This window comes from Bacillota bacterium, assembly GCA_023511455.1.
GTDB lineage: Bacteria > Armatimonadota > HRBIN16 > HRBIN16 > HRBIN16 > HRBIN16.
Window position 1 is genome coordinate 1 of sequence record JAIMBJ010000034.1, and the last position, 26152, is coordinate 26152.

Here is a 26152-nt window from a genome sequence, read left to right on the forward strand (position 1 = left end):
CTGTGATACCATCGAAGCGTTTGGATATGTGACATTTCAAACTGGGAATTAAATGTGACTCGCCATTGGTAACAACATCACCTAAAGTTTTATCATAGACAAAGTTCAGCAGCTTACTGGCACATCTCACGGTTTTCGGGAAGGTCTCTGCAGAAACCGTCGCGCTATCCGAAAATAGTTAGAGGAAGTCTACGACAGGAGGTCGCACACGGATGTGGGCATTCTTTGCATATCTCATCGCGGCAACCGCGTTCTACACGATTCTGGTCCTGATTGCCCAGCCGGAGCCGTATGACTCCGAGTCGTGGGAGATGTCGGACGACATGGAATTGCCTGTCAGCCCGGCATCCGAGGAGTGTGCACCGTACCGGAAGGCGGCTTAAACGCCGCGCTTGCGGTAGGCACGTAACGACACCGCCTGCGTGTACGCCCCCAGCAACATGAGCGACAGGCATATCAGGAAGCTGGCGTGGAAACCAACTACATGCAGCATGGGCGCGGCGACAAAGGGCGCAACAGTGCCGCGTATTCCCAGCAACATACTGTGCAGTGCCTGATATTGTGCCTCTTTACCTTCCTCGGAAAGGGTTAAAATGACATTGAGATAAGCCAGTTCGATTCCTGCTGCTGCAATGCCCTGAACGACTGCCGCAGGTATCAAATGCCACCACGCTCCTGAGAAGAAATACACAATGGGCATCAGACACTGCAAAAGGATGTTCACGAGCGCAGTCCAAAGCGCACCATGTCGATCCATGAACTGCCCCCAGTAGGCGAAGGCGATGATGGAGCATACCGAAGAGGTGTTGGTAAGCATCGCTACCTGCACGTTGGTCACGTTCAGTCGATCTACCTGATACAGTGGATAGATAGTGAAAGCAACCAGATTCCCGAAGCCGTAAGTCATCACGGACGCCGCAAACCAGCGGAAACCGTGATTATGTTTTAGAATCGCCATCGTCTGCAGCCAGAATCCGAGAGCGGACAGCCGTTCTTGCTGGGCTTCGGGCGCAGAGGACTCCGTCACCGGAACGCGACTGAAGCACCATGCCCCCACGATTCCCACAGCAGCTGCTACCGGAAAAACCCACTTGAAGGGTACACCCGAGTCTAACAGGTGGCCAACGATAAGAGACACTATCAACACTGCGCTGTAGGAACCAACCCGCACCAGCCCCATCGCCCTGCCCCGTTCCTCGTCCGGGTAGATGTCTTTCATCAAGGCTGTGTAAGCGGGACCTGAGATGGAGCCGATAATCTGCGCCAGCCCTATCAACAACACAAAGTGCCACGCCCGGGTAACCAGAAACATCCCGAAAAACAGGGCGCGCGCAAATGTCCATGAGTACACGCAGAAGGGCATCTTGGCTCTGCCTACCATCTGCCTTGCCCAGAGGGGAGCGAGTAGACTGCCGATGAAGGGAGCGGCGGTGAGCAGGCTAATCTCGAGGCGACTGGCGTGCAGGTCGGCGCGGGCAATGCGCATCACAAAGGGGAAAATCGCCCCCATGTAAATACCGCCAAGCAAACCTGCCAGTGCATCCCAGCGATAAGCGGGAATGACGTGCGGAGAGAGTACTCTCCCCACCAGTCGCTCCCCGTTCAACTTTTCAACCACCCGTGAAAACATCACAAACAGACATCCGGGAACATGCTTTTCTCCATGCGTTCATTGTCTCCATTATACCAAAAACGCTTAAGGACGCCCCTGTAAAGAAGCCAGAAACCGTTGCCGATAATGCATACCGGTATCTCACGCAGTGCTTGAGATTTCATACTGGGAAGAGGCTCTATGTTACGCGGGTTGCAAATCGCAGCATCAGGAATGCTGGCGCAACAGATACGACACCAGACCATCGCCAATAACCTGGCGAACGCCGACACCGCCGGCTACAAGGCGGATGAGACGGTGTTTCGCACCGCTCTGGACAATGCCATCTGGCGCCTTCGTGACCCGCTAAGGGGTGCACCGACACCGCAGATAGGCACGTTGTCCTTTGGCGCAGAGGTCGATGAGGTGGTTACCGACCTGCGCCCGGGAGCCATCGCACTTACCGGACGTCCGCTGGATGTCGCCATCGACGGGGATGGGTTTTTCGCGGTCAGTACCCCACAAGGTGAACGATACACCCGCGACGGCGCGTTCCGGCAAGCGGCGAATGGCACTCTGGTAACCGCCGACGGAATGCCAGTATTGGGGACACGCGGCATCATTCGCAGCGCAGGTGTTACCGTGACCATTGCTGCGAACGGCGACGTGCTGGCAAATGGGCAACTGGTCGACCGACTGCGCATCGTGCAGTTGCGCAACGCATCCAAAGAGGGCGCAAATCGCTTTACGGGAAACGCACAACCCCTGCAGGAGTTTCGCTTGCAGGTGGGCGCGCTGGAACGCGCCAACGTGTCTGTGGTGCAGGCAATGGTAGACATGATCTCGGCGATGCGTGCGTATGAGGCGTCCCACCGGGCGGTTCTGGCGCACGATGAGACCCTGCAGAGGGCGGTAAACGACGTGGGTAAAGTGTAGCTTCAGGTTTTTCGGCTGGACCGTGCGTGCGCCAGGCACGGAAGCCGATGAACGCCCCTGACTGACCGAGGGGGCATTAGAGATAGCAGAAACAGTGTGGAGGAGGTTTGATCCAAAATGATGCGGGCGCTTTTCACATCGGCGACCGGCATGGCTGCACAGCAGTTGCATCTGGACGTCATCGCCAACAATCTGGCAAATGTCAACACGGTCGGCTTCAAGCGTAGCCGGGCAGACTTTCAGGACCTTCTGTATCAAACGCTTCGCCCTGCAGGAACCACTGCCGCTCGCGGAACACAGGTACCCACCGGACTCAACGTCGGGCTGGGCGTACGTCCGGTCTCCACCGCCACCATCTTTACTACGGGCACTCTTCAGAAGACCGACAACCCTACCGACCTGGCGATAGAGGGCGACGGCTTCTTTAAGGTGCTGTTGCCAGACGGCACGGTGGCATACACCCGCGACGGCGCGCTCAAGATAGACGTGCAGGGGCGGCTGGTTACCTCCGATGGCTATCCTCTGGAGCCGGAAATCATCATCCCGCAGGATGCGCAGACCATCACCATCGGTAAAGACGGTACGGTATCGGTGTTGCGTGCCGGGCAAACAACGCCCGACGAAGTGGGTCAAATCCAGCTGGCGCGTTTTATCAATCCGAGCGGTCTGCAGCATCTGGGTCAAAACCTGTACAAACCGACAGCCGCATCGGGTGACCCCGTCGAGGGCGCGCCCGGTGAGCAAGGCTTCGGCACGGTTGCGCAGAACATGCTGGAGATGTCCAACGTGCAGATAGTGGACGAGATGGTGGCAATGATTATCGCTCAACGCGCCTATGAAATCAGCGCGAAAGCCATCCAGACCTCCGACGAGATGCTGAATATCGCCAACAATCTGCGGCGGTAGAGGTGACAGGTGATGCGGGTGTTCCTTTCCATCATCGTCGCAGTGCTGGCAGCAGATGCGTGGGGCGTCCAGCAGCCGCGCATCGAGGTGCGCGAAGTGAGCACGGTCAAAAAGGCTCAGTTTACTCTGGGTGACGTAGCCACCTTCCGCGGCGTGGATGCCCAGATGCAAGCCAGGCTGGCAGGCGTGGTGCTGGGAACCTCTCCCCTGCCCGGATTGGAGCGCGCTATCACGATGGAGCAGATTGTCACCCGCCTGCGCCAGCACGGGGTTCGCCCGGAGGCTGTTGAGATTGTCGCTCCGGCGAGGATAGTGGTGAGGCGGGAAGCGCATCTCTTTCCGGCACAACGGGCGATAGACGCGGCAATGCAGAAGCTGCGAGAAACGGCATCCTTACCAGACGATGCTCAGGCGATATGCGACGCGCCTGTTCGCGACCTTTCGCTGCCCGCGGGCGATGTGCAGGTCGCCGCGGGCGAACCCCGCTCGCTGGGTGCGGGTTTGTACCTGGTGCCGGTGCAGGTGGCATGTCCGGGAGTCCCGCCCGTCACTCTCAACGTGCGCCTGCGCGTCAACCGCTGGCGCGAGGTGCTGGTTGCCCAGAGGGCGATACGCGCTGGTGAGGCCATCGAGAGCGACATGGTAGCGATTCAACGCATTGCTGTCGCTACAGATGACCCTGACCTGCTGAGCGACGCCGCCGAGGTAGCAGGCAAAATCGCTCGCTACAGGGTGGGTGCCGGGCAACCGCTGAAGCGTTCGGCGGTGGAGGATCCCGTGGTGATACATCGGGGGCAGAACGTCAAACTGCTGGTAAGGCTGGCGGGAGCTGTGGTGGAAACCAGCGCAGTCGCACTGCAGGACGGCAAGGCAAGCGCACGCATTCGCGTGCAGGTAACCGATACACGCAAGACCCTACTGGCTACCGTGCTGGACGCGGAGACAGTGACGGTGGATATGCCATGAGATGGAGGCAAAAACGATGCGACTGATAGCTGTGACCGTAGTCATCATCTGGATTTCCGGGTACGCCCTGGCAGACTCGCTGTGGAAAGATGGCAATCGCAGCCTGTACGCCGACCGCAAGGCAGTCAAAGAGGGAGATGTGCTGACGGTGCTCATCTACGAAAGCACCACCGCATCGAGCCGCGCCGACACCAAAACCAGCAAGAGCGACTCGTCCTCCACCAAGCCAGGCGTGGGACCGTTGCTCAGTATGCTGCCCGAATGGTCGGTTAGCGGCAAGACCGGCTCGCAGGCTTCTGGCAGCACCACGCGCAGCGGCACGCTGGTAGGCAAAATCAGCGTGGTCGTGAAGGAGGTGCTTCCCAACGGTAACCTGAAGGTGGAAGGCACCCGCACGGTTGGCGTCAACGGCGAGAAAGAGAAAATCGTGTTGACCGGCATTGTACGACCGGAAGATGTGTCGGCAGAGAACACCGTAGCCTCCACCGCCATTGCGCAGGCGGAGATTCATTACGAGGGCAAGGGACCCGTCGGCAACAAACAGCGCGAAGGGCTGCTGACCAAACTGCTGAAGTGGCTCTTCTGAGATGACGCTTTCACGGGGTGGTAGAAGATGAAACAAACGGCATCCATCGTTATCGGATTATGCATCTGCGCCGTACTGGCACTGGCAACGCCGGAGGTGCGATTGAAAGACATCGCGCAAGTGTATGGCGCGCGCGGCAACCAGCTCATTGGCTACGGGCTGGTGGTCGGACTGGAGGGCACAGGAGACAGCAAAGGCACGCTGTTCACTACTCAATCGGTGGCAAACATGCTGCAGCGATTTGGCATCGGTGTACCTGCCGGGCAGATGAAGGTCAAGAACATCGCTGCAGTCGTGGTCACCGCCGACCTTCCGCCATTTGCGAAAGAAGGTAGCCGAATCGATGTGACCGTCTCCTCTATCGGCGACGCTCGCTCTTTGCAGGGGGGCACCTTGCTGCAAACTCCGCTGATGGGTGCGGATGGCAACGTGTACGCGGTGGCGCAGGGACCGATTTCAGTCGGCGGTTTTGGGGCGTCATCAGGTGGTTCTTCCCAGCAGAAGAACCACCTGACCGTCGGGCGCATACCGGCGGGAGCCATTGTGGAGCGCGAGGTGCCCGCCAGCGTGGTCAAGGACAACAGCGTGCTGATCACCCTGAATACGCCCGACTTCACCACGGCCGCTCGCGTGGCATCTGCCATTCGGCAGAAGTTTCCGCAGACCCTGCCCCGTGCGCTGGATGCCGCTACAATCCGGGTAGACATGACCGGTGAAGACCGCGAAGACGTGGTGACGCTGATTGCCGCCCTGCAGGAAATAACCGTCCAGCCGGATGTTCCTGCCCGCGTGGTGATTAACGAACGCACGGGCACGGTGGTGCTGGGAGGGAACGTCACGCTCAGCGCGGCGGCGGTGGCGCACGGCAACCTGACGGTGCGCATTGAAGCCAAGTCGCAGGTGTCTCAGCCCAATCCTCTGTCTGGAGGCACCACGGCAGTTACCACCCGCCGAGACGTGAAAGTAACGGAACAAGCCGAACGGCTGGTTGCCCTGCCCGAAGCGGTCACAGTGGAGCAGCTGGTGAAGGCGCTCAACACGCTGGGAGTGAGTCCGCGCGACCTGATGTCCATTTTGCAAGCGTTGCGAGCAGCGGGCGCGCTCCACGCCGAGGTGGAGGTGCAATGATGCGCGTGGAGCCCCGCGAAACAATAGACATTCAGCGGTGGAAACTACGTGATGCCGCGCGGCAACTCGAAGCACAGTTTCTGCACCAGCTGCTGCGCGCCATGCGCCGCACTATAGTCCGCACGCAGTCGAGCTACGCAGTCCAGATGTACACCGACATGACGGACGAAGCGCTGGCAAGGCAGCTGGCGCAGAGCGACCAGTTTGGTCTGGGCAAGCTGGTCTATGAGAAACTCAGTCCGTATGTGCAAACGCTTGAGACAGTGTTAGGAGGGAACGAGAATGAACAGACATGAAGACGTCATCTGGCGTGACCTGATTTCCAACCTGCGCGAACAGCGCAGACATATCCACGCGCTGATCGGCCTGGCGCGCGAGCAAACACATGCCCTGGCAGAGGCGAATGTGGAAAGGCTGGCGGAGATTACTCAGGAACAGGCAGCACATCTGGATGAGATAGACACACTGGAGCGCCAGCGCGAGGAGATCGCTCGTCGCATCGGTGAGGCACTGGGGCTGCACGCCCAGCCTCCTACGCTCTCGGACTGCGCGTGCCTTGCGCCGGATAACGCAGCGCGCACGTTGAAATGGCTGCAGAGAGAGCTGCTTCAGGACATCCGCCAGCTGCAAACGTTAAACGAACGCAACCGCACCCTGGTGCATCATGCAGCGGAAACGGTGAATACCTGGCTGGCGCTCGTGGTGAACGCCGCCTGTAATCAGGCGAGCTATCACCCACAGTCCAGCACAGGGGTGGCGGTCATCCTGAACACGGAGGTTTAACCCTATGCCCTGGACGTTCTTCGGGATCGAACTGGCGTCGCGCGCCCTGCAATCGATGCAGATGGCGATGAATACGACGGGCCATAACCTGGCGAACATCAACACGCCCGGCTATTCGCGTCAGAGGGTGAACCTTGCTACAACCGAACCTCTGGTTCTTGAGGGTGTCAGGACGCTGTTCATGGGCAGCGGCGTGCGTGTGGAAAGCATCCAGCGTATTCGGGATGTGTTCCTTGACGGGCGACTTGCTAATACCAGCAGTCAGTACCACCGACTCAACACGCTTTATCAGCGATTGACGCAGGTGGAGGATGTCTTCAGCGAACCCACCGACGCCGGTTTGTCCCGCCAGATTATCGGCTTCTTCAACGCCTTTCAGGAGCTGTCTGCCAACCCTGAGAACGTCGGAGTACGCGCCAGCGTGTACCAACAGGTGGAGGGTATGACACGCACCTTTCGCCAGCTGGCAGGACGACTGGATGAAATCTTTGTGGAGATGGAACAGCGGGTACAGGCGACAGCCAGTGAAATCAACTTTATCGCCCAGAGCATCGCCGACCTTAATGTGAAAATACGCTACAACAAAGCACTGGGCACAACGCCCAATGACCTGCTGGATAAACGAACCAGCCTTATAGAAAAACTTTCGGAATACGTCGAGGTTCGTACGACGGAGTTTTCAGACGGCACGGTGAGGCTATCTCTGGGAGAGTTCGTCCTGGTGGAGGCGGAGCGTGCGAATCCCCTACCCAGTGACGCGGACTATGTGAACAAAATATTCACCGATGGCGCAGATGTACGGGCATACATCGCTGGTGGAAGCGTGGGCGGGCTCATGGACGCGATGGAATACATCCGCACTTACCGGGACCGGCTGGACAGACTGGCGCGCGAAATGGTCGACGCCGTCAACATTGTCCATCAGTCAGGTTACGGGCTCGATGGCAACACCGGTTACCGTCTGCTGGAAGGTAGGGATGCACTGAGCATCCGGGTGAGTGACGACGTTCTCGATATCAACCACATTGCAGCGGGAGTGACACCTGCACCGGGTGACGGCAATAAGGCACTGGAGCTAGCGAGGTTGCGCCAGCAGCCTATTGCGAATCTGGACAATAAAACCATACCCGACTTCTATAGCGCACTGGTGGCGGAACTGGGAGAACATACCCGTGCAGCGTCTACCGGTCAGGAAAACCAGAAGATTATTCTGCAGAGCCTGCAAGCCGAGCGAGAGGCGGTTTCCGGCGTAAACATGGACGAGGAAATGTCCAACCTGCTGCGCTACCAGCGCAGCTATCAGGCGGCAGCTCAACTGATAAGCATCATGGATGCCGCCATTGCCGATATGCTGGCGGCATTTGCTGGACGCCGATAATGATAGCAGGAGATGATGGAACATGCGTATCAGCACAGCACAGATGCTTAACGCAATGCAACAGGTGATGGAGCGCAATTACGAACGGTACCACCTGGCACAGCAAACGGTGATAACGGGCAAGCGCATCCAGCGACCTTCTGATGACCCTTTCGGTGCATCGCTGGGTATTACCCTGCACCGTCTGCTGCAGGAGAGTGAGCAATACCAGCGCAACCTCAAAACCGCCAAGAATTTTCTCTCCATTACCGACGTAGCGCTGGAGAACCTGAACGACCTGGTTCGCCAGGCAAAGAGCCTCGCGATACAGGCGGCGACCGATACACAGAACCCAGAGGGGCGTGCTGCCATCGCACAACAGATAGGACAGATTCTGGCGGAGATTGTCAGTATCGGAAATAACACCACTTACGGCGACCGCTTCATCTTCGGCGGATTGCAGACGCTGAAGGCGCCGTTCAGCGTGTCGGGTGATACGCTCGTCTATCACGGCGACCACGGCAATCTGAATATCGAAGTCAGCCCCGCTGTGGTCATGAGCGTCAACGTGCAGGGTGACCCCCTGATCACCGGCATCTACAACGCGATTGCGCAAATCAAGCGCTATGTGGAGACCAGCGACATCGAGAACCTGTCCAGAGAAGGCTTGCAGGAGTTACAAAACCAGCTGGATAACCTGTTGCGTACGCGCGCTGTGGTAGGGAGTAAAGTGCAGCAGATAGAGATGATCCAGCAGCGCATAGAGAAAAGGCACGTGGACTTTACGGAACTGCTCAGCAGCATCGAGGACGCCGACATAGCGGACGCCATCACCAGGCTGAAGATGGCAGAGACCACTTACCACGTCACTTTAGCGACCATGGCGCGATTAGGCAACCTGAGTCTGCTGGACTTTCTCGCCTGAGGGGATAAAGGATGACAATGACTTGCATCGATAGCACTCGTTTCGGTAGAATTGAAGTTGACGAGGAGGCGGTAATCACCTTCCCGCAGGGTTTGTTCGGGTTCGAAGAACGCCGGCGGTTCGTCGTGCTGTGTCTCGACGAGAAAAGCCCCTTCCGCTGGTTGCAAAGTCTGGAGGACCCGAACCTGGCGTTTGTGGTGATCGAGCCACGCCATTTCATGCCTGATTACGCGCCGACCATTTCTGACGCCGACGTCGAAGCACTGGAACTGGATGCGGATACACCGTATCTGACTTTTGTGATTGTTACTATTCCGCCGGGAAAACCCGAGGAGATGACCGCCAACCTGATGGGTCCCATTATCATCAACGCGGTCACGCGCATCGCTCGTCAGGTCATTGTGGAAGATGATTGCTATACAACCAAGCATAACATCCTGCAAGAGATGATGAAAATGCAACCCGAAGCCAGGGAGGGCGCCGATGCTGGTACTCACACGCAAAGTGAATCAGAGCATCGTCATTGGTGATGACATCGAGGTAGTTGTGCTGGAAGTGCGAGGTGAACAGGTTCGCATTGGCGTGCGTGCGCCCAAAGCGATAACGATACATCGCAAGGAGGTCTACGAGCAAATCCTCCAGGAGAACCTGAAGGCAGCCTCCGCTTCGGCAGATGACCTCGTCAAGCTTCAATCACGGCTGGCTGACGAAGGCAAATTGTAGCCGCCATGCCGGGGAGGTAATGCCTCGTTGTCCCGCAAAATGCTGGCAGCTGTGATATCGGTTGTTTCTAACAGCACGCTCGTGGTGCTGAAGTTGGCGGTAGGCTTTTTGTCTGGCTCCGTAAGTATCATCGCTGAAGGCATCCACTCCGCAAATGACCTGATTGCCGCACTGATTGCGTTCATCTCGATCCGTATTTCCGAAAAGCCCCCAGACAAAGAACATCCCTACGGACATGGCAAAGCGGAAAGCATCTCTGCCGCTGCCGAGGCGATACTCATTGTTGGCGCGGCGGTGTGGATTGTGATAGAGGCTGTCCGAAGGCTCCTGAAACCAGAGCCTGTCGAATACCTCGGCGTGGGGGCGGCAGTGATGGGAATATCGGTGGTGCTGAACATCGTCGTATCCCGCTATCTGTTCCGGGTGGCGCGTGAGGAAGACTCCCCTGCTCTGGAAGCCGACGCCCACCATCTGGCGACCGATGTGTATACTTCGATGGGGGTTGTCGCTGGACTGGCTGTAACCTGGCTGACCGGCTGGCATATCGTGGACCCCCTGATGGCTATCGCCGTGGCGGTGTTAATACTGCGAATCGGCTTGGGGCTGACCATGAAGTCACTGCACCACTTAATGGACGCCCAGCTGCCGACCGCCGAGGTGTCGCGCATCGAGGACATTCTCAACGGCGAGACGCGCATCCATTCGTGGCATAACCTGCGCACGCGCAAATCCGGCAGCACACGCCATATCGACCTGCATATCGTATTCCGCAATGACGCTACACTAATGGAAGCGCATCAGGTGGCGGACGAACTCGAAAAGCGCATCGCCGCGGAGATGGCGCCGGCACATGTGGTCATCCATGTGGACCCGTATGATCCACACAAGGAGCAAACCACGTCCGAAGAGATGCCGCGACAGGGAGATAAAAAGTAAACTGTGCTGGCAAAAACCGGAACCTGCGTAGAGGAACTTCACGTATTTAAACGTGACTGCAGCGCTCGCAACCCTGTTGTGAAAGCAATTTGAGAAAAAATCCACAAACATCCGGAGAATCGCTTGACAAAAGGTGCGTGCTGTGATATATATAGATTGACTAAATAAATGCGTCGTTCTTGCAATCAAGCAGGAACGGGCAGAGATGTAGAGAAAAATATACTTGAAATTGTTGTCAACAGTGGTAAAATAGTGAATCCTTTCTGCGCGATGATGTGTCTAATTATTGGGAAGGCTACGGCAATAGCGTAGCGATGTAAATGCCCGTTCATCGGGCACGGTCACCGAGGGAGGGAGAAAAACAGAGTGAGTCGGCGAAACAACACAAAAGTGCGAAGCACCGCCCCAGTTGTGGAGGAGCCTCTGCGGGAGGAGCACCTGGAAGTGTCGGAGATAGAAAACGAGGTGCTCGACTCCTTGCTGGATGAGGATGTGCTCGTTGCCGAACCGATTGTCTCCGACCTGCACGAGGCAGACCTGCTGCCGGACGACCTGGGCGAAGAGGTCCATGAGCGCGACGAGGAAATCCAGATGTGGATGCGGCAGGCGCGTAAAGCACGCTTGCTGACCCCAGAGGAAGAGGTAGAGCTGGCTCAGCGTGTGGCACAGGGCGACGAAGAAGCGAAGACGCGCCTCATTGAAAGCAACCTGCGTCTGGTGGTATCCATTGCCAAACGTTATGCTTCGCGCGGCATCGCTCTGCCTGACCTGATTCAGGAAGGCAACCTGGGGCTCATTCGTGCGGTGGAGAAGTTCGACTGGCGTCGCGGCTATCGCTTCAGCACCTACGCCACGTGGTGGATTCGCCGCGCCATTGCCCGCGCCATCATCAATCAGGGGCGCACCATCCGCATCCCTGTGTACGTGGCGGAGATTATTCAGAAGGTGGTCAAGGTCAGCAACATGCTCCGGCAGGAGCTGCAGCGCGACCCCACCACCGAGGAAGTGGCGATGGCGTTGAGGATGTCGCCGCGCCGAGTGGAAGAGGTCATGCGCGTCGCCTTAGAGCCGGTTTCGCTGGAGACGCCCGTGGGAGAAAAAGACAACTCCACCATTGGCGACTTCGTGGAAGCAGAGAACACTCCCCACCCCACCGATGTGACCGACGCGATGATCCGGCGCGAGCAGATTGAAGCGATACTCAGCAAGCTCACCGAGCGCGAGGCGGAAGTGGTGCGCATGCGCTACGGACTGATTGACGGCTACGCGCGCACTTTGGAAGAGGTGGGTCAGGAGCTGGGCGTGACGCGGGAACGGGTGCGGCAGATTGAACTGCGTGCGATTAAGAAGCTGCGCCAGATAGGTCCGCAAGAGCTCGCCAAAATGTAGCGCCCTTCTCCGGCACAGCCGGTTCACATAAAAACGGCGGCAGGAGAAACCCTGCCGCCGTGTCTTTTGTAGGCTACCAGGGGGTAGCAGGTGGCGGAGCGGCGGCGCGCACACTGACCGCAGCAGCACTGCCGGAGTTACCAGCTTTATCTCGCGCCGAGACCACGAACTGCACGTTGCCCGGCTGGCTCCCTCCCCACGATGGGGTGAACTGCACTGCGTAGGTCGCGCCGCTGCCAGCTGAAAGCGTCTGGGTCGCCTCGCTTCCGTCCGGATAGATAGCCTTCATGGTAACGGCATCCACGCCGGAGCTGTCGTCTGTGACGTCTGCTTCCACGCGCACGCTCGTCACGCCGGGCACAATCAGTGTGGATGGCTCTACCACCACCCGGCTGATGGTCGGCGCGGTGGTGTCGGGAGTTACGGGAACACCCCCACCACCGCCGCAGGCAGTCAACACCCATGCCGAGGCCACTATCAGAACGATGAACCGTATCGTCTTCATCGCTGTCCTCCTATCGCGTCAACACCACCGGGATGTTCACCCGTGTCTGGCGTCCGTCTTCGTCTGTGGCGCGCAGTTGTAGCAGGTACGCCCCTGCGGGCAGGGCGATACCGCTATCGTCCGTACCGCGCCATGTCAGCGACTGCGTGCCTTCCACCGCGCGACCGCCAAACGGGTTCAACTGCGCGACCGGTTTGCCGCTGGCGTTCAACACTTCCGCCGTCACCGCAGCTGGTGCAGTCAGGTGGAAGGTGATATGGAACACGCCGCCGCGCGTTCGGGTAGCGGTAACGCCCGTGATTTTCAGCCCGACCCCGCTTTCAGGCTCGGCAATCACCTGGAACTGTCGCGTGGTCTCGCCCGGCGCAGGCACAAACCGATACGACGCGGTCGTGCGCAGATAGTGCCTCTTGCCGGTCTTTTGGTCCACCAGCCACAGCGCGGTGCCGCGTGGCACGCTCGCGATATTGCCGAACGTGAGCGTCAGCGGGCTGTCTGCGTCTGGAGCAGGCGTCCACTCGGCGGAGAGGCTCCACGTTTGCTTGCCCGAACCGCTGCGCACATCCACGGCATACGGCTGTCCGGAGCGAAGCAGCGACAGTTTGAGTGAACCGGCGCTGCTCAATGGCGGTGCTGGCGGCAGCCCCACTGACAAGCCCCGTCCGCTTGTGGAGACGCCTACCGTCACCTCGGCGGTCTCGCCGGCGCATTGCAGGCGCACCGGGAAGCTCCAACCGCTGCGACCGTTTTCTGCGCGACGTCCTGTGGCAGCGCGTCCATCAGCTGGCGCGGGCAGAATGAGGTTACACGCCTGATGCGCGTACACCCAGCACCCTTGCCATGCCCCCAACTGGGAGAGGACACCGGGCACGATGCTGTTGTCATAGACCAGCACGTACTTGCTGCCGTCCCAGGTCCACGCGTAATCTTCCAACCACCCAGCGACTTGTGCCTCCGCCAGGCTCTTGGTCTGGCCGCCCAGACTGACCTGCAACGCGCTGAGGTTCCATGACAGGCTCTCCAGCCACGGGTTGCCGATGAGGTTCCAGCCCTGTTGCAACGGTATCGTGAAGGGCTGCGACTCGTCGGGTACATCGCCGCGAATGGTCGGACGCTGAGCAGTGGGCAGTTGCACCCAGTAGCCCCTGCCGACCTGCAGGGCGACACTGGGATAGCGCACGTAGCCGGAAGCAGGTTCGTACACCGCGAGTTTGTCTGCTTCAAAGCCCAGCACCCGTTGCGCGTTCGGCTCTTCGCTCACTACGGGTAGGGCGATCAAACGCAGACCAGCAGGCAGCTCTGGCGCAACGCCCGCCGTCGTGGTCGCCTGCGGCTCGGCTGGCATCGCCATACGGTTGCCCACCTTATCCTCGCCCACGGCGTAGAAACGATAGGTGTAGCCAAACTTGCCCTTGAAGGATGCGCTTCCCGTCTGCTGGCGGCCATCGTCCGGTGTAAACGCCTGCCACAGCTGGAGTGCACCACCGTTGGCGGAGTACCACACCTCCGCTTGGGTGACGCCAGAGGCGTCATCCGTGCCCTCCCAGCCGACCGAGAAGGTGGGCTTGTTTTGCACTCCGGGCATCTCAGCCATACGCACCTGGGGCGCCTGCTTGTCCAGCGTCAGCACGTGCTCGTTGGTCTTCATCGCCGGGTTCGAACCCAGGTGCGGGTCGAAGGTGATGGTCGCTTTGTTCACGATGCGCGTGCCGGACGCAACCTCTGCCTTCGGGCGGATGCGGAAGGAGACATAGCCTTCACCCTCTGGCTCGTTGTTGTTCGGAGGCAGGAAGCCATTCTCGTGATGCTCTCCCGAGCGGGTATCGATGCCCTTGAAGACCACCCGCAGTTTGCGCGTGGACGGGTCGTAACTGCTCTCCACCCGCACCACGAGGTTGTTGCCGAGGTCAACACCCTGCGACAGTCGGCTCGCAGGCGCAGGCAGCGTGACGTGCCGGTTGCCGAAGCCGAACGCGGTGAACTCCAGCGTGCTGTCGTCGAGGCTTTCATCCAGCACGTCCTCGATGAGCACCTCCTCTGCGCTCGCAGTCGCGGTGGGTAGATTTTCGAAGTAGACGGTGTAGTCTATCGTTTGGCCGTCGGCAATGAAGCCGTCGACGCCTGGTGAGCCGCTCTTCGCGTTGGGGTCCCACGCGCGGGTCACCCGCAGGTTTTTGCATTCCCTGCGCTGGCGCAGCCTGTCTGCAAGACGGCGAAGCTCCTTTCCTTTTTCAATACAATCCTGACCCTCCGCGAGGAAGGCTTTGACCGCGGTAGTGGCAGGGAGTAATGCCCAATCCAGGTCTGGCGCGAGCTGACTGGCAATCTCGCCCAGCAGAATCTCCATCGGGTGGTCTCCCTTTGCCACCTGATAGGCTTTCTCCGCCGCCTTCTGGAACTTTTCGCCGTATTTGGCTTTCACGAAGTCCTTCAATGCCTGTTCGGTGGCGCCTGCCGCCAGTTGCGACAGCCACTCTGCGGCGAAGCTGCCTGCCTGACGGTAGGCGTTGTACAGACGGTTGCTCTGCTCATCCGTCAGGTCGACCCCTTCCAGTGCGAAGTCCTCACGCAATCGTCGTTTAATCATCCGCTCGCAGCTGGCCTGAAGGAGACGGTGTCCTGCCCATGCCTTGATAATGGTGGCGCCGCTCAAGACGAGCACAACCGCCGTCGTCATCGGCTCCAGGCGGGTGCGAATGTGCGCCCGGCTGTCGGTAATCTGAATGACCAGCGAGTAGGTGGCGCTCGCGCCCGGAGCCAGCTGCGGTAGCAACAGCGGAATATCCGACAAACCGGCTGGTTTTGTGCCGCGTGCTACCTCGTTGCCCTGAGAGTTGTACACCCAGTACCTGATGGAAGGGTTCTCACCCGCCGGCACGTTCTGCAACGATAGCTGCACCTTCACAAACGGCGTCTCCCATACCGTGTTCGGGTTGGTCACGTGAATCTGGAAGGTCTCCCGCCGTCCCCAGCGGATGAACGGCTTGTTAAACTGCAGGTCAGCTTCCATCCCGAACGTGCGAATCGTGGGCGCCTGCCACTCCTGCGTGCCGATACTCGGATGGCTGATGCGTAACGTAGGCGCAACGTCTTGCAGCACTTTCTCCAGCAACGCAAAGCGCGCGCGCACCTGCGTGCCGTCTTCCGAGACCGTGACCTCATCTGCAGCCACCTCGGTGCTGGTCGCCGTGCCCACCGGGAACAGCAGCCACACCTGAGGCGTGCCCTGTTCGCGGTTGATGGACAGCCCGCCCACTGTCACGTCCACGTAGTTGAACATGGTGTACACGTTATGGAAGCGTACACCCGGTGCGCCAACCCAGACCGCCACCTCCGTTTGCGCCCCATCCGGCAGGTCGCTGGACTCCAGAGACGCACGCACGGTAAGGTTGCCGCCCGGAGCCGCGTCCTGTGCGACCTTCACACGGAAGCTGGCGGAGCTGCTTGCTCCCGCACCCAGGCTTCCAATGCTCCATTGCGCCGTCCGGGCGCTGGTGTCATACGTGCCACCCTCCGAGAGAGAACCTTCCACCACATCCATTTTCTCAGGCAGAACGCATTTCAGCACCACGTCGGAGGCAGGCACGTCCCCTTCATTCGCATAACGCACCTCTACCGCGACCTCATCTCCCGCGCTTACCATGCCGGGCGTTGCCGAAGCGGTGAGGCTCGAGCGCGCGCCCGAAAGACTTAGCACGTATTGCCTCACCTGCGTTTGGGGCAGCTGACCGTGGTCCATTACGCGGATGTAGTAGCGTCCCTCGCGCGGGTTGCTGATGGTGAGGCGGACGGGCGGATTGAACCGTTGCGTTGCGCTCCATCGCTCCCAACTACCGATAGACCCGCGCCATACGTCGAGGTTGGTCACATTGCCGGGAGCCTCCACTGTCAACTGCAGCGCGCGTACCCCTGCCGGCACATCCAGTTGCAGCCAGTCGTAGCCGTCGTTGTGGTAGACGGTACCAGTATAACTCTGCCCCAGTCTCACTGTTAGCAGATTGGTGCCTGCATACACCACAATCTGTCCCGCTGCGGCTGGCGTAATCTCCACCTCGTAGTCGCCAGCAGCGGGGTTGTTACGTTCAATCAGGATATCTGCCCCCACGCTTTCAGCGATTTTGGTGCCGCCGAAGAACAGACGCATCGTATGGTTCTGAACCGTCTCCACCGAACGCGCTGTCAGGAACAGTTTGGTCGCGCCCTCGGGAACTGTTACCGTCCCGCGCCAGGTGCCACCTGCCATAGTGAGCGTTCGGAGCTGTCCTAACGGGAGTGTCGGTTTGACCAGCGTGAAAGTGCGCTCTGAGCTCCAGTTGCTCCACACCCAGCCGTCGGTGACCTGCACCCGCCAGCGGTAAACGCCGGTCGCCAGAGTGGGATCCAGATTGAGGCTCACCACCTCATCGCTGGAGGCGGAGGGCTTATCAAACGCCGAAGCGTCAACCGTCTGGTCGTAGCGCTTGACCACCGTTCCGTCTTCAGTCATCAGCTCCACCCGGAAACGCAGCTGGTCGGCGGAGTCGGGGTCTGTTGCCTTGAAGGATAACACCCAGTCGCTAACCGTTGCGCCGGGATCAGGATAGAGCAGCTGCACGCTCGGCGGGGTGTTGGTCGCCCAGGTCATGGGCACACGCCACACCGCCACACCGCCCCAGCCCCCGGCGGCAATGATAAGGTCATTGCCCTGTCGGGCGATCGACACATCGTATACCGGCTCGTTGTGCCCGCTGAGCGCACGCTCCAGCATGCCGTCCTGTAGCCGCCACACCTTCACAGCGGCGTCTTCTCCAACCGTGACGAACACATTGCCCGACGGGTCGAACCGAACGCGATTGATGCCTCTCTCATTGCCGACCCATGTGTGCGCTTGCTTGCTCAAGATGTTGGTGAACTCGAGGGTGTCTCCCAAATCACGGATGGCTTTGATATACCACCACGTGTTGTCCGCCACCACCATGATGTTGCCCCTGGGGTGAACGGCCACAGTTTGCATATTCCAGCCACCGAGTTCCTGATTCAGTTCGCCCGTGTCCACGTGCCATACGCGGAAGGCGGTGTCATAGTTCCAACCGGCTGCCCGCGCAGCGGCAAGCAGGTATTTTCCATCCGGGGTGAACACCATATCGTCGACGCTAAAGTCTCCGCTGGCACTGCCAAGAGCGTGAACGACGGAGCCGTCGCTACTGTCAAATAACGCGTGGTATTGCCTCAACCATCCATCCACACGCAGGACAGCAAGAAGTCCACCGTTCGGGGAGAAAGCGGCTGTCCACAGTATTGTGGTTCGCCAGAGTTCCGTGCCATCCGGGAATGAGCGCATGACCCCGTTCCCAGACTCACTGACGAACATCTTACTACCGTCAGGAGAAATCCATACGGCACCTGTGCCGCTGGGCAAACTCAATTGTTCCCTACCATCCGCAACCCGCATGACGCGTGTCGGTCCGGAATAGTTGGAGTATGCGACGAAGTTGCCGTCTGGAGACATGGCTACTGAGTTCACTTCGCGTGTCGTCGGTGGCAGTATCACGCGCACCTTCGCTCCCGACTCCAGCGAATACTGCTCGATACCCTACAGATTACCCGGCTGGTCATAGATTCCTACATACAGGTCGGTGCTACCGCGCACAGCGAGACCGTACAAGAACGGCGCGACCGTGATGCTTAACGCAATTGACCGCTGTTCCGCGCCGTCTGCGGCAGCGAACACTTTGACCGTGCCGGCGTTCCAGCGGGTGATAAGCAGCTGACTGTCCGCAGAAAAGTCTACAGGCACTAATGAGTCGAAACTGCCCCTATCCAGCGTATAGAGCGGGGTATCCCAGTTCGAGGTGCTCCACACCCGAACGGTGCTGCCTGCGGAAAGCGCCAGGTAGCGTCCGTCCGGCGAGTATGTCAGGCTGACATTCTCGGGCAGACCCTCGGCGAGGGTGCGCGCCTCGCTCCAGTCGGACACGCGCCACAGCTTGGCGGCGGTGCCGCCGTTGGCGGAGGCGAGGTACTGACCGTCGGGCGAGAACTTCAGCGAGTAGACGTACCTTCCCGGCTGCGGCAGGTCGGTCACCTTCTCTCCGGTCGTCAAGTCGTAGACCTGCAGGTAATTCCAGCCCCCTGTTGCCAGCCAGCGTCCGTCTGGCGAGAGAGCGACCGCGCGCAGCCAGTGCGGAAGGCCCGCTCGTATCTCCCGGTACCGGCTCCAGTTCGACGTCCGCCAGACGATAGCCGTTAGCCGCGATGAGGCTTCGCTCGCGCCCAGAAGATACTGCCCGTCCGGAGTAAACGCCACATCACGCCAGCCGCCTGTCAACCCAGTCAGCACCTTCACCACTGAGCCGTCGTTGGTGTTGAACACCAACACGGAACCCATCGCTCCGGGTACCGCCATGAGGCTGCCATCTGGGGAAACAGACGGTTTCACGTGGTCAGGTGCCAGTCGGGGAAAGAGGAGTACGGGGTCGTTTGGGGAAGCACGGAGAGGAAGATGAAACGCGCCAGTGAAAACAAGACCCACAAACAGAAGGAGACCGAGCCTCCTGCGCGGAATAGAAGATTTTGCCATGGAACCCTCCCTTGTCCGTCTCGGGGTGAACCCTAGAAGTTGCCGCGGCTGTTGTTGGGCGCACGCAGGAGACAGATGTGATTTCATGCCGAGTATCGGCATTTGTGAACAATTTCTCTAGGTCAATTTGGTGTTCCCTGCATCTTGCAAAGTTTTCGGAAAGATTGTACGATATGTTGTGAGGTGAAAGCGATGAGCCAGGTGGCGTTGCAGGATGTGAAGCGATGGAGCCTTTCGGAGTGGCTACAACTGCCAGAGGGGCCACCTTTTTACGAACTGGAGAATGGGAGATTAATCCAGATGCCTTCGCCACGACGGGAACACCAGCGGGTGGTGGCTAAACTCTTTAACTATCTGGACAAGTGGTGCACGGTTCGACAATTGGGCACGGTGGTCATGGAGGTGGATGTTGCCCTCCCGACGGGTCGCGGATACATCCCGGATATTGCGTTCGTGCGTCGCGAGCGAGAGGCGGAACTGCTGGCGGAAGACGGTAAGATACATGGCGCACCGGATTTGGTGGTCGAAGTGCTCTCAGAAGGCTCGCGCTCCCGCGATTTGTTCCGAAAGTTCGAGGGTTACCAAGAGGCAGGCGTGCGTTATTACTGGATTGTGGATCCCGAAGCGTGGCTCATCGCCGAGTACGCGTTGACCGAGCAGGGCTATGTGTTGCGCAGCGTGACTGAAGAGGGGGAAGTGTTCCGACCGAGCCTGTTCGAAGGGCTCGAGATTGACCTGAAAGCCATTATGACCACCACGCAGAGACCGTAAAGCATTACACTTTCTGCCCCCGTAGATAAACCGCCTGAATGCTCATCAGGTTCTCGATACGTTCCAGCGGGTTGCTGGACAGCACCACCATATCCGCCCTCGCCCCCGGCTGCAGGCTCCCTATCCTGCTCTCCTGCCTCAGCGCCCGCGCAGCCACCACCGTCGCCGCCCGCAACGCCTCTTCCGGCGTGAAGCCACATTGTACCAGAAGACGCAGCTCGTGATGCAGGGCGGCACCAGGCAGCACACCCGGTGCAGGCGTATCAGTACCCGCCCCAATAAGGACACCCTGCCGCCGCGCCTCTGCCACAAACTGCTTGAAGACGCGCACCGCGCGCTCCGCCATGCGAAAATCCGCAGCCGTCCACCCGCGCGTAGAGAGAAAGTCCCAGTAGGGGCGCGCCCATTCCCGCTGCCACTCCGGTGGCAAAGCCACGCCTGCCGGATGCTTCTGTCGCCACCACGGTGGGATGTCGTACACGCTCAGCGTGGGCGTCCAGACGATGGATGTCGCGTAAGCCAGCTCCATCAGACGACGGGTGCGCTCTGTATCCATCTCCAGGCGTTCAAACCCAGCAAACAGGCGCAGATAGTCGCTCTTTCGTTTCTCGTCCACCGATGGACGGTTTGGCAACAGCTCATGCAGGAGGCAATGCGCATGCTCGATACCGCTGATGCCCAGTCGCATGAGCTGCGATGCCGCAATCGTCTCGTGGTGTGTGGTGGTAGGCATTCCCAGCCAGCGCGCATAGTCGATCACCGCCTCACAGGTGGGCAGGTCGGCGTTCACGTAGAGTTTGAAGCCGTCTGCGCCGAGCTTGCGCATGTGTTCGAGCAAGGCGGGTACGTCACGCGGGTTTTTCACCGCCACCGCTTCCCACCACGAGGGCTTGCCGGTGTCGATGTTGCGTCCCATCCAGTACACATACGGGCGTCTGTCCCCCTTGCGCCAGGCCTCCCGCCACTGCGCAATGACCCTCGGCGAGGAACCCATATCGCGTACGGACGTGACCCCGTAGCGCACGAAGAGTTCAGGCGTTTTCACCTCATCCACATGCACATGCAGGTCGATCAGTCCGGGAATGACCCATCCGCCTTTGCCGTCAATCAGGCGCACGTTAGACGAGAAACGAACCACGTCCGCGCGCCCTACATCGCTAATCCGTTCCCCCTCCCAAAGCACAAAGCCCGGGTGGATGACCTGCCTGCCATCCCATACGGTAACGTTGATGAGTGCTCGCGGCATGTTTGGCTCCTCGCATCCTTCAAACGTGCGCTTATGTATTGTAGCATAGTTATATGTATTGTAGCATACTTACTGGTACAATTGCCTTGGGGGGAAGATGCATGAACCGCGCACGAGACTGGCTGCGCCAGGCAGAGCGAGACCTGCAACAGGCGGAAACGAGCAAGCGGGAACGCTTGCACGAGTGGGCGTGCTTCGCCGCGCAACAGGCTGCCGAAAAGGCGGTGAAAGCTCTGCATCTAAAGTACGGGCAATACGGTTGGGGGTATGTGGTCGCCAGACTACTCGAAGACCTTCCAGCCGACATCACCGTACCGCCAGACCTGATAGACAAGGCAAGAGTACTCGATACATTCTACATCCCAACCCGATATCCTAACGGTTTTTCCGAGGGCGCGTCCTATGAGCATTATGGCGCTTTGCAAAGCGAGGAGGCAATTCGGTATGCCCGTGAGGTCGTTGAATTCGCGCGTGCTCAAATGGCCTGACCTGCAGACCGTTCGTGAGGCGGTCGTGGAGTGGGCGCAGCAGATAGCAAAGCAGCGTCCAGAGGTCGCCCGCATCGGTCTTTTCGGTTCGTATGCACGGGGAGATTGGGGCGTCGGCAGCGATATCGACCTCGTGGTGATTGTTCGTCACACCGACGTGCCTTTCATGCGGCGCGCGCTGGACTACGACACGCGCGGATTGCCCGTTGGGGCGGACGTGCTGGTGTACACCGAAGCGGAATGGCAGCAGATGCTTCGGGAGGGCAGGTTTGCCCCTACCATAGAACGTGAGGCAATTTGGGTATATCCGTGACTAACGCTTCTGCATCAGCACGATGCGGTTGGTGTTGGTGCCTTTCACGCGGTTGGACACGCCCCAAATGTGCGCCGTTTTGGTGAAATGCTGGTCGTTAATCACGATTGCCTGCGGCATCAGGGGCAGTCCCTGTACAGCCTGAACCACTACCTCTTCCAGCCGCACCTTCCCGCCGCGCACTTCGCCCACTTCAAAGGCTATCCAGCCACCCTGCACCAGCACCCGCGTCAGCTCGCGGAACACGTGCCGCATCGCCTCGCGCCATTCGTGTACCCCGCGCGCGATGGTGATGGGCACGGCTTGTGGGTCAATACCGCAGAACCAGCACCGCAGCCAGTTGTCCTGAGCATAGTCCACCACATCCAGAAACGGCGGCGAAGTCACCACCAGATGCACGCTGGCATCGGGAATCTCCGGGGTGTGGTGCGCCTGCCGGGTGAGCAGCAGCGCCCGCGGTGCTACCGATGCCAGACGGGCACGTACCAGACTGTCGCAATCTCTCAGCAACGAACGGGATTTTTGCAGGATAATGGTTTTTACCTCGCGTCGCGGCGGGGTCTGCCCCAGCCGCTGGTTGATTTTGCGCTGCGACTCAATGGACACCGCCTGGTTCGGCGGCAGCGTATACACCGAAAAGAAACCTTTCGAGTGTCCTGTAAGCCGGTTGACCGCTACCATGCGTATCCAGCGGTCTACGTCGTCCATATCACCTGCCCTCTCCCGCTGCAACAGATACTCTCGCAGTGCGCAGATTTCGGTAAGCGTTTCGGGATGATAGAATACCTCCAGCTCCTGTGGGTAGTGCCTGCAGTGACTCAGGTCTAATTGCCTTAACCGGTCTGCGACTGCAGCGAGGGACGGCGGGTTCAAACGCGGGCGGGTCAGGATGTCACTCAGGGGGTTCACGTCACACCCAAACGGCACACGTCCCATCAGGGCAGCTTCAATTAGCGTAGTGCCGCGCCCCATGAAGGGGTCATACACGACATCACCAGGTTGGGTGAGCAGGTCAATAAAGAATCTTGGCAGCTGCGGCTTGAAGCAGGCGCGGTAGGCGATTTCGTGAAGGCTGTTCGCCTGACGCTGTTTTGACGTCCAGAACTGGTTGACGTAAGTGGGGACGCCTTTCGTCTCCTGCACGACGCTTTCCCTACCAAACTGATTGAAATCTGTCAGATAATCGTGCAACACCTTCAGGTCGTCGGACGTCCCCTGCATGTCGCTCAATTCAGCATCGTATCGCCGATGGGGCGTTTGCGCACGATGACGAACCCCAGAGCATGGGAATCGGACGGCTTGGGCTGTCCCTGAATAATTGCCCGCACAATGGCATCCAGCTGCTTCACGCGCTGTTCGGTCTCTTCCTGCCGCGCCTGCAGTTCCTTCACCACTGCCTCCAGATAAGCCTGGCGCATCTCCAGTTCGCGCGCTTTGCGAAGCAACTGGCGCATTTGCTCATAAAGCCGCTTCACTTCCACAGGCTCTATGGCTTCCAGCACCTGCTGCCGCAGGTTCCCATCTTCCAGCAGCAACGCGATAATGGTTTGTGCATCTATCCTTTCCATCGCCCCGGTTCACCTGACTGGTTTCTATTCTCATCTCATTTTACCGTATGCGCGCAGGAAGCGCAAAGGGGATGAGCGCAGGTGCAGCGTTCTCCAACCGCGAGTCCCCTCGATTTCCGATGAGTCAATGGTATGACGCACCAGCACTTACTCGCACCGTCCAGGATTAGCCAGATACGGGTTGGTTTCGACAAACAACCCTCTGCCGGTGGGTCCTCCCGCTGGGCTGTGCTAAGAGGTTTATCTCCCGCCAGCAATGCCAACGTCAATGTATTGCCCTCCGACCGTCTGCCGACAATGCACGGCAATCACGTTTTCGCCGGGCTTGAGCGCGTTCTTCAGCGCATCCGTCAGCAGGTGTTCCACATAACCGGTGACAAAGCCTTTGAAACTTGCCACCCGTGTACCGTTGATGTAGACCTCCGCGTCCTCGTCGTGATGGATGACCAGCGCCAGGTATCGGAAGTTGACCTCTTTCAGATGGAAACGCCGCCGCAGCCAGATGTCGCTGGTGTCCCACACGGTGCGCACCACCGCACCCGGTGTACCCGACGTGCCAAAACCGCCTTCACCCTCCTGCCAGTGGCTATCGTCGAAGTCGGGCAGGAACCAGCCGGTGGCTGGCGCGCGGGTGGTGTAGCGCCAACGCTGTCCCGCCTGCTGGGAGGTGGGCAGTAGCGTCTGCCACTGAATGTCCAGCACGCGCGGCGGCTGTGTCTCGTACGCAGCGGGGCGCTGGTTAATCGCTTTAAGCCACGCGGGGTCATACTTGGGCTGGCGGTTGTAGTAGTAAACGCCGTTCTGCTCCTGCTCGATATCGTACAGCTGGGTGTAGCAGAAGCCGAACATGTTCGGGTTATCGAGCAGCGTATCGGTCAGCGCTTTGTAGCGCCTCAGGAACTCCTGCAGGTCGGTCTCACCATAGCCCCAACCGCCCTCACTCAGACGCTGGGTACGGATGCGTATCCCCCCGTATTCGCTCACGAAGTAGGGTTGTCCGCGATAGGCGCTGCGCGGGTCAGCAGGCACGTTATTCCAGGCGCGCGTGCCCAGCTGTTTGAAGGGTTCGTAGCGTTGCGCAAAGACCCCCGGCTCCTGCGTGTAATCGTGGCAGTCATACACATCCGTTTCGGGCACGAAGTGCACGTAGCCACTGGCATCCAGCCAAGGACGTGTTGGATCCATCGTTTGCGTGGTGGCAAGCAGTATCTGCGCGAAAGCGGAGCCTCTGCTGCTATCGGTTTCGTTGAGCGGGCACCAGCCAATGATACTGGGATGGTTACGGTCGCGCTCAATCACCTCTCGCCACTCGTTGACTGCATACGTCACCGCCTCGTAGTCGTTCACGTTCAGCCCCCATGAGGGATACTCGCCCCATACCAGGTAGCCCAGCTTGTCCGCCCAGTACAGGAAGCGTGGTTCAAACACCTTCTGGTGCAGGCGCGCGCCGTTGAACCCGGCAGCCATCGCCAGCTCAATATCCTTGCGCAACGCCTCATCGGAGGGGGCGGTGTAGATGCCGTCGGGATAGTAGCCCTGATCCAGCACCAGTCGCTGGAAGACCGGCTTTCCGTTGATGAGGAATCGGTTGCCCTCGATGGTGATCTTGCGCAGCCCGAAATAACTCTTCACCGTGTCCAGCACCCTTCCCCCGCGCTCCACGGTAATGGTCAGGTCGTACAGGAACGGCTTTCCGGGGTGCCAGAGTTTGACGGTAGACAGTTTTAGCACACCGAGGGTATTGCGCCAGTTCGCAGGTACTATCTCCTCCCCCACCAGTTTACCGCCTGCGTACGCTCGCAGGCGCACCTTCGTGCCTTTCTGTGTACCGTCAATCCAGCCCTGAAAGAGAACGCGCCCTCCATCGGGGTCGGGTGTCAACGCGAAGCTTTTCAGATAGCTATCGCCAGTTGCTTCCAGCCACACGGTTTGCCAGATGCCGGTGGTGCGGGTGTAAACGCAACCGTAAGAGTGTCGCTCGTGGCTTTGCTTGCCCGTCGCCTGCTTGCCGGAGCGAGTCTCGTCGATCACGTGCACCACCAGTTCGTTGTCGCCTTTGCGCACCTTGCGGGTGACCTCGAAGCGGAAGGGCGTGTAACCGCCGCGATGTTCGCCCAGAAACTCGCCGTTCAGCCACACGCGCGCGTGCCAGTCCACTGCTCCGAAGTGCAGGAACAGCCGCTTCCCTTTCATGCGGGCAGGCACGCGGAAATGCCGGCGGTACCACACGTGGGTCATGAAATCGGTGTTACCAATACCGGAGAGTTTGCTCTCCGGAGCGAACGGCACCAGGATTCGTTTCGAAAAGCTCTTGCCCGTGGTCCAGCCCTCCTGCTCGCCGATGCCACGTTCATCGATCTCGAACTCCCATTCGCCGTTCAGGTTGAGCCACAGCTCGCGCTGAAAATCGGGGCGAGGGTGTTCAGGGCGAGGGATTGTCGATTCAGCCTGTGTCTTTCCCATCACACCACCCATT

Annotated in this window: 25 protein-coding genes; 17 read left to right on the forward strand and 8 right to left on the reverse strand. The window is 59.3% G+C overall.

The features are described 5' to 3' along the window. Nucleotides 1-212: 212 nt before the first annotated feature. On the forward strand, nt 213-383 hold the full coding sequence (locus K6U75_14300; protein MCL6476211.1) for a hypothetical protein: 171 nt from the start codon (nt 213-215) through the stop codon (nt 381-383). Here K6U75_14300 and K6U75_14305 read toward each other — a convergent pair. Continuing rightward, nucleotides 380-1630 carry an MFS transporter gene (locus K6U75_14305; GenBank protein MCL6476212.1) on the reverse strand — a complete coding sequence of 417 codons (1251 nt, stop codon included), beginning with the start codon at nt 1628-1630 and terminating at the stop codon, nt 380-382. The genes K6U75_14300 and K6U75_14305 overlap by 4 nt on opposite strands. Nucleotides 1631-1792: 162 nt before the next feature. Between K6U75_14305 and K6U75_14310 the strand changes: the two genes are divergently transcribed. The 13 genes from K6U75_14310 to K6U75_14370 all read left to right on the forward strand — a co-directional run bounded on the left by K6U75_14310 (nt 1793) and on the right by K6U75_14370 (nt 12226). Next, complete coding sequence (locus K6U75_14310) at nt 1793-2527, forward strand: flagellar hook-basal body protein (GenBank protein MCL6476213.1); 735 nt, start codon at nt 1793-1795, stop codon at nt 2525-2527. 117 nt (nt 2528-2644) lie between these two features. Then, on the forward strand, nt 2645-3433 hold the full coding sequence (gene flgG / locus K6U75_14315) for a flagellar basal-body rod protein FlgG (GenBank protein ID MCL6476214.1): 789 nt from the start codon (nt 2645-2647) through the stop codon (nt 3431-3433). 9 nt (nt 3434-3442) lie between these two features. Next, nucleotides 3443-4399 carry a flagellar basal body P-ring formation chaperone FlgA gene (flgA, locus tag K6U75_14320; GenBank protein ID MCL6476215.1) on the forward strand — a complete coding sequence of 319 codons (957 nt, stop codon included), beginning with the start codon at nt 3443-3445 and terminating at the stop codon, nt 4397-4399. A 16-nt stretch (nt 4400-4415) separates the two neighbouring features. Further along, nucleotides 4416-4985, forward strand: a complete 570-nt coding sequence (locus K6U75_14325; protein MCL6476216.1) for a flagellar basal body L-ring protein FlgH — start codon at nt 4416-4418, stop codon at nt 4983-4985. A gap of 27 nt (nt 4986-5012) precedes the next feature. After that, the gene (locus tag K6U75_14330) at nt 5013-6113 is read left to right on the forward strand and encodes a flagellar basal body P-ring protein FlgI (protein MCL6476217.1); all 1101 of its coding nucleotides are present in this window, start codon (nt 5013-5015) and stop codon (nt 6111-6113) included. Next, on the forward strand, nt 6110-6409 hold the full coding sequence (locus K6U75_14335; protein MCL6476218.1) for a rod-binding protein: 300 nt from the start codon (nt 6110-6112) through the stop codon (nt 6407-6409). Before K6U75_14330 ends, K6U75_14335 begins: the two co-directional genes overlap by 4 nt. After that, nucleotides 6396-6896 (forward strand): flagellar protein FlgN, encoded by a 501-nt coding sequence (locus K6U75_14340; GenBank protein ID MCL6476219.1) that lies wholly within the window; start codon nt 6396-6398, stop codon nt 6894-6896. Before K6U75_14335 ends, K6U75_14340 begins: the two co-directional genes overlap by 14 nt. 4 nt (nt 6897-6900) lie before the next feature. Next, the gene (gene flgK / locus K6U75_14345; GenBank protein MCL6476220.1) at nt 6901-8274 is read left to right on the forward strand and encodes a flagellar hook-associated protein FlgK; all 1374 of its coding nucleotides are present in this window, start codon (nt 6901-6903) and stop codon (nt 8272-8274) included. Nucleotides 8275-8296: 22 nt separating this feature from the next. Beyond that, complete coding sequence (gene flgL, locus K6U75_14350) at nt 8297-9178, forward strand: flagellar hook-associated protein FlgL (GenBank protein ID MCL6476221.1); 882 nt, start codon at nt 8297-8299, stop codon at nt 9176-9178. Nucleotides 9179-9195: 17 nt separating this feature from the next. Beyond that, nucleotides 9196-9708, forward strand: coding sequence for a flagellar assembly protein FliW (locus K6U75_14355; protein MCL6476222.1), 513 nt, complete (start codon nt 9196-9198; stop codon nt 9706-9708). Further along, nucleotides 9662-9901, forward strand: coding sequence for a carbon storage regulator CsrA (gene csrA, locus K6U75_14360; protein MCL6476223.1), 240 nt, complete (start codon nt 9662-9664; stop codon nt 9899-9901). The genes K6U75_14355 and csrA overlap by 47 nt, the downstream gene beginning before the upstream one ends. A gap of 39 nt (nt 9902-9940) precedes the next feature. Then, a complete protein-coding gene (locus tag K6U75_14365; GenBank protein MCL6476224.1) occupies nt 9941-10837 on the forward strand; it encodes a cation diffusion facilitator family transporter in 897 nt (298 codons plus the stop codon). A gap of 591 nt (nt 10838-11428) precedes the next feature. Then, nucleotides 11429-12226 (forward strand): sigma-70 family RNA polymerase sigma factor, encoded by a 798-nt coding sequence (locus tag K6U75_14370; GenBank protein MCL6476225.1) that lies wholly within the window; start codon nt 11429-11431, stop codon nt 12224-12226. 73 nt (nt 12227-12299) lie between these two features. Here K6U75_14370 and K6U75_14375 read toward each other — a convergent pair whose 3' ends face one another. From K6U75_14375 to K6U75_14385, 3 genes are read right to left on the reverse strand one after another with little or no spacing between them, the layout of a single operon-like run. Beyond that, entirely contained in the window at nt 12300-12731 is a 432-nt protein-coding gene (locus K6U75_14375; protein ID MCL6476226.1) for a hypothetical protein, read from the reverse strand. A gap of 10 nt (nt 12732-12741) precedes the next feature. Then, nucleotides 12742-18267, reverse strand: coding sequence for a DUF11 domain-containing protein (locus K6U75_14380; protein MCL6476227.1), 5526 nt, complete (start codon nt 18265-18267; stop codon nt 12742-12744). A gap of 36 nt (nt 18268-18303) precedes the next feature. Then, nucleotides 18304-19290 carry a hypothetical protein gene (locus tag K6U75_14385; GenBank protein ID MCL6476228.1) on the reverse strand — a complete coding sequence of 329 codons (987 nt, stop codon included), beginning with the start codon at nt 19288-19290 and terminating at the stop codon, nt 18304-18306. A gap of 192 nt (nt 19291-19482) precedes the next feature. Between K6U75_14385 and K6U75_14390 the strand changes: the two genes are divergently transcribed. Further along, complete coding sequence (locus K6U75_14390) at nt 19483-20061, forward strand: Uma2 family endonuclease (GenBank protein MCL6476229.1); 579 nt, start codon at nt 19483-19485, stop codon at nt 20059-20061. 4 nt (nt 20062-20065) lie between these two features. Here the strand turns inward: K6U75_14390 and K6U75_14395 are convergent, their stop codons facing one another. Next, nucleotides 20066-21307: an amidohydrolase family protein gene (locus K6U75_14395; GenBank protein ID MCL6476230.1), complete on the reverse strand. Its 1242-nt coding sequence runs from the start codon at nt 21305-21307 to the stop codon at nt 20066-20068. A 101-nt stretch (nt 21308-21408) separates the two neighbouring features. Between K6U75_14395 and K6U75_14400 the strand changes: the two genes are divergently transcribed. Together K6U75_14400 and K6U75_14405 are read left to right on the forward strand one after the other, a co-directional pair. Next, a complete protein-coding gene (locus K6U75_14400; protein MCL6476231.1) occupies nt 21409-21795 on the forward strand; it encodes a HEPN domain-containing protein in 387 nt (128 codons plus the stop codon). After that, nucleotides 21752-22108 carry a nucleotidyltransferase domain-containing protein gene (locus K6U75_14405; GenBank protein MCL6476232.1) on the forward strand — a complete coding sequence of 119 codons (357 nt, stop codon included), beginning with the start codon at nt 21752-21754 and terminating at the stop codon, nt 22106-22108. Before K6U75_14400 ends, K6U75_14405 begins: the two co-directional genes overlap by 44 nt. Here K6U75_14405 and K6U75_14410 read toward each other — a convergent pair whose 3' ends face one another. The 3 genes from K6U75_14410 to K6U75_14420 form a co-directional block, all read right to left on the reverse strand. Beyond that, the gene (locus tag K6U75_14410; GenBank protein ID MCL6476233.1) at nt 22109-23329 is read right to left on the reverse strand and encodes a site-specific DNA-methyltransferase; all 1221 of its coding nucleotides are present in this window, start codon (nt 23327-23329) and stop codon (nt 22109-22111) included. It lies immediately after the preceding gene. Between the two features lie 5 nt (nt 23330-23334). Next, nucleotides 23335-23676, reverse strand: a complete 342-nt coding sequence (locus K6U75_14415; protein MCL6476234.1) for a hypothetical protein — start codon at nt 23674-23676, stop codon at nt 23335-23337. Nucleotides 23677-23916: 240 nt separating this feature from the next. Then, nucleotides 23917-26139, reverse strand: coding sequence for a beta-galactosidase (locus K6U75_14420; GenBank protein ID MCL6476235.1), 2223 nt, complete (start codon nt 26137-26139; stop codon nt 23917-23919). Nucleotides 26140-26152: the final 13 nt, after the last annotated feature.

Excerpts from the sequence above, each read along its gene's own strand:
- flgG (MCL6476214.1), top strand. The coding sequence starts at position 2,645 with ATGATGCGGGCGCTTTTCACATCGGCGACCGGCATGGCTGCACAGCAG.
- K6U75_14370 (MCL6476225.1), top strand. The coding sequence starts at position 11,429 with ATGTGGATGCGGCAGGCGCGTAAAGCACGCTTGCTGACCCCAGAGGAA.
- K6U75_14325 (MCL6476216.1), top strand. The coding sequence starts at position 4,416 with ATGCGACTGATAGCTGTGACCGTAGTCATCATCTGGATTTCCGGGTAC.
- flgK (MCL6476220.1), top strand. The coding sequence starts at position 6,901 with ATGCCCTGGACGTTCTTCGGGATCGAACTGGCGTCGCGCGCCCTGCAA.
- K6U75_14410 (MCL6476233.1), bottom strand. The coding sequence starts at position 23,329 with ATGCAGGGGACGTCCGACGACCTGAAGGTGTTGCACGATTATCTGACA.
- K6U75_14330 (MCL6476217.1), top strand. The coding sequence starts at position 5,013 with ATGAAACAAACGGCATCCATCGTTATCGGATTATGCATCTGCGCCGTA.
- K6U75_14305 (MCL6476212.1), bottom strand. The coding sequence starts at position 1,630 with ATGTTTTCACGGGTGGTTGAAAAGTTGAACGGGGAGCGACTGGTGGGG.
- K6U75_14420 (MCL6476235.1), bottom strand. The coding sequence starts at position 26,139 with ATGGGAAAGACACAGGCTGAATCGACAATCCCTCGCCCTGAACACCCT.
- K6U75_14400 (MCL6476231.1), top strand. The coding sequence starts at position 21,409 with ATGAACCGCGCACGAGACTGGCTGCGCCAGGCAGAGCGAGACCTGCAA.
- K6U75_14310 (MCL6476213.1), top strand. The coding sequence starts at position 1,793 with ATGTTACGCGGGTTGCAAATCGCAGCATCAGGAATGCTGGCGCAACAG.
- K6U75_14385 (MCL6476228.1), bottom strand. The coding sequence starts at position 19,290 with ATGGCAAAATCTTCTATTCCGCGCAGGAGGCTCGGTCTCCTTCTGTTT.
- K6U75_14340 (MCL6476219.1), top strand. The coding sequence starts at position 6,396 with ATGAACAGACATGAAGACGTCATCTGGCGTGACCTGATTTCCAACCTG.
- K6U75_14355 (MCL6476222.1), top strand. The coding sequence starts at position 9,196 with ATGACTTGCATCGATAGCACTCGTTTCGGTAGAATTGAAGTTGACGAG.
- K6U75_14415 (MCL6476234.1), bottom strand. The coding sequence starts at position 23,676 with ATGGAAAGGATAGATGCACAAACCATTATCGCGTTGCTGCTGGAAGAT.
- K6U75_14375 (MCL6476226.1), bottom strand. The coding sequence starts at position 12,731 with ATGAAGACGATACGGTTCATCGTTCTGATAGTGGCCTCGGCATGGGTG.
- K6U75_14300 (MCL6476211.1), top strand. The coding sequence starts at position 213 with ATGTGGGCATTCTTTGCATATCTCATCGCGGCAACCGCGTTCTACACG.
- K6U75_14365 (MCL6476224.1), top strand. The coding sequence starts at position 9,941 with ATGCTGGCAGCTGTGATATCGGTTGTTTCTAACAGCACGCTCGTGGTG.
- K6U75_14405 (MCL6476232.1), top strand. The coding sequence starts at position 21,752 with ATGCCCGTGAGGTCGTTGAATTCGCGCGTGCTCAAATGGCCTGACCTG.
- K6U75_14395 (MCL6476230.1), bottom strand. The coding sequence starts at position 21,307 with ATGCCGCGAGCACTCATCAACGTTACCGTATGGGATGGCAGGCAGGTC.
- K6U75_14390 (MCL6476229.1), top strand. The coding sequence starts at position 19,483 with ATGAGCCAGGTGGCGTTGCAGGATGTGAAGCGATGGAGCCTTTCGGAG.
- csrA (MCL6476223.1), top strand. The coding sequence starts at position 9,662 with ATGCTGGTACTCACACGCAAAGTGAATCAGAGCATCGTCATTGGTGAT.
- K6U75_14335 (MCL6476218.1), top strand. The coding sequence starts at position 6,110 with ATGATGCGCGTGGAGCCCCGCGAAACAATAGACATTCAGCGGTGGAAA.
- flgL (MCL6476221.1), top strand. The coding sequence starts at position 8,297 with ATGCGTATCAGCACAGCACAGATGCTTAACGCAATGCAACAGGTGATG.